Source organism: Micromonospora sp. KC207 (assembly GCF_004348615.1).
Taxonomy (GTDB): domain Bacteria; phylum Actinomycetota; class Actinomycetes; order Mycobacteriales; family Micromonosporaceae; genus Micromonospora.
Window position 1 is genome coordinate 1 of record NZ_SMKJ01000491.1, and the last position, 2,858, is coordinate 2,858.

General features: G+C 73.8%; 1 protein-coding gene and 1 pseudogene. Both read left to right on the plus strand.

Annotated features, from left to right (window positions below; all coding sequences use genetic code 11):
* A pseudogene (locus E1258_RS31650) lies at positions 1–1,235 on the plus strand (malto-oligosyltrehalose synthase); the annotation flags it as partial.
* Positions 1,232–2,858: malto-oligosyltrehalose trehalohydrolase (gene treZ, locus E1258_RS31655; protein ID WP_132407536.1), on the plus strand; the 1,627-nt coding region annotated here is incomplete at its 3' end. The pseudogene E1258_RS31650 and the gene treZ, both read left to right, overlap by 4 nt.

A 2,858-nucleotide genomic window follows, 5' to 3' on the forward strand; every position in this document is an offset into this window, starting at 1 on the left:
GCCCCGACCTGGCCCCCGCCCTCGACGCGGTCACCCGGCGGCTGCGCGACCCCGACGACGAGCTGGGGCAGCGCTTCCCGCAGCTATCCGGCGCGGTGATGGCCAAGGGCGTCGAGGACACCGCCTACTACCGGTGGAGCCGGTTCGTCGCGCTCAACGAGGTCGGTGGCAGTCCCGCCCACTTCGGCACCCCACCGGCGGAGTTCCACCGCAACGCCCACGCCCGGCAGGTCCGCTGGCCGGCGGCCATGACCACCCTCTCCACCCACGACACCAAACGCGGGGAGGATGTCCGGGCCCGGCTCGCCGTCCTGTCCGAGCTGCCCGCGCGCTGGGCCGAGCGGGTCAGCAGGTGGACCGCGCTCGCCCCCCTGCCCGACCCCACGTTCGCCCATCTGCTCTGGCAGACCGCCGTGGGGGCGTGGCCCATCGAGCGGGAGCGGCTACACGCGTACGCGGAGAAGGCCGCCCGGGAGGCGTCGGTGGCCACGAGCTGGGCCGACCCCGACCTCGGCTTCGAACGTGCCATGCACGCCGTGATCGACCGCATGTACGACGAACCGGAGCTGTACGCCGAGCTGACCGCGTTCGCCGCCGAGATCACCCCGGCCGGTTGGTCCAACTCGCTGGGGCAGAAGCTCGTCCAGCTCGCCATGCCCGGGGTCCCCGACACCTACCAGGGCACCGAGCTGTGGGACAACTCCCTGGTCGACCCGGACAACCGCCGCCCGGTCGACTTCGGCGTACGCCGGGAGCTGCTGGCCCGGCTCGACGCCGGGGCCCGGCCGGCGGTGAACGCGTCCGGCGCGGCGAAGCTGCTCGTGGTGTCCCGGACGCTGCGGCTGCGCCGCGACCACCCGGAGCTGTTCGCCGGCTACCGTCCGGTGCCCGCGCGCGGCCCCGCCGCCGCGCACGTCGTCGCCTTCGACCGGGGCGGGCCCGGCGGTGGCCGGTTCGACCGGGCTGGGGCCGGCGGTGGCGGGTCCGATCGGCCCGGCTCCGATCGGGGCGGGTTCGGTCGGGCCGGCGCGGTCGCCGTGGCCACCCGGTTGCCGCTGCGGCTGGCCCGCGACGGCGGCTGGCGGGGCACCCGGCTGTCGTTGGCCGGCAACAGTGTTACCGACGTGTTCACCGGACGGGTCTACAGTGGCTCTGAGCTGCTGTTGGACGATCTGCTCGACACTTTTCCCGTCGCCCTCCTCGCTCCCATCGACTCCGTGGAGGCTGCCGCATGACCGAGTTCACCGTCTGGGCACCCGAGGCCGCCCGGGTCCGGCTGCGGTTGGCCGGCGACACCGACCACGAGATGCGCCCCGGGTCGGGCGGCTGGTGGCGGGTCGAGGTGCCCGGCGCGGGCCCCGGCACCGACTACGCTTTCGTCCTCGGCGACGACGGGCGGGCGCTGCCCGACCCCCGCTCGGCCTGGCAGCCCGTGGGGGTGCACGGGCCGAGCCGGCGCTACGACCACACCGCCTACCGCTGGGGCGACGCCGCCTGGACCGGCCGGCAGCTTCCCGGCAGCATCCTGTACGAGCTGCACGTCGGCACGTTCACCCCCGAGGGCACCTTCGACGCGGCGATCGACCGGCTCGACCACCTCGTCGACCTCGGCGTCGACCTGGTCGAACTGCTGCCGGTCAACGCCTTCAACGGCGAGCACAACTGGGGGTACGACGGGGTCTGCTGGTTCGCCCCGCACGAGCCGTACGGCGGCCCCGACGGGCTGAAACGGTTCGTCGACGCCGCCCACGCCAAGGGCCTGGGGGTGATCCTCGACGTTGTCTACAACCATTTCGGGCCCTCCGGGGCCTACGCGCCGATGTTCGCGCCGTACCTGACCGAGCGGAGCAACCCCTGGGGCCGCACCGTCAACCTCGACGGCCCCCACTCCGACGAGGTACGCCGCTATATCGTCGACAGCGTGCTGATGTGGCTGCGCGACTACCACGTCGACGGCCTGCGGCTCGACGCCGTGCACGCCATGCCCGACTCCCGCGCCACCCACCTCCTGGAGGAGATCGCGGTGGCGGTGGAGGCCCTGTCGACCCGCCTGGGCCGGCCGCTGTCGCTGATCGCCGAGTCCGACCTCAACGACCCGAGGCTGATCACGCCGCGCGAGGCCGGCGGGTACGGCCTGCACGCCCAGTGGAACGACGACGCCCACCACGCCCTGCACACCCTGCTCACCGGGGAACGGCAGGGCTACTACGCCGACTTCGGCTCCCTGGAGTGCCTGGCGCAGGTGCTCACCGGCGCGTTCTTCCACGCCGGCACCTGGTCCAGCTTCCGCGACCGCAGCCACGGCCGGCCGGTCGACCGGCAGCGCGTGCCGGGGCACCGCTTCGTGGCGTACCTGCAGAACCACGACCAGATCGGCAACCGGGCCACCGGCGACCGGATCTCCGCGACGCTGTCCCCGGCGCTGCTGCGGGTCGGCGCGACGCTGCTGCTCACCGGCCCGTTCACCCCGATGCTGTTCATGGGGGAGGAGTGGGCGGCCAGCACCCCGTGGCAGTTCTTCACCAGCCACCCCGAGCCGGAGCTGGCCACCGCCGTGGCCACCGGGCGCAGGCGCGAGTTCGCCGCGCACGGCTGGACCTCGGACGACGTCCCCGACCCGCAGGACCCGCAGACGTTCGTCCGGTCCCGGCTCGACTGGGCCGAGCTGGACAAGCCCGAACACCGCCGGATGTACGACTTCCACCGGCGGCTGATCGCCCTGCGCAGGAGCAACCCCGACCTGTCCGACCCCCGGCTGGACGCCGTGGACGTCCGGCATGGCGACCAGTTCCTGGTGATACGCCGGGGCGAGCGCCTGGTGGTGGCGAACCTGGCCGGCAAGCCGCAGCGGGTCACCC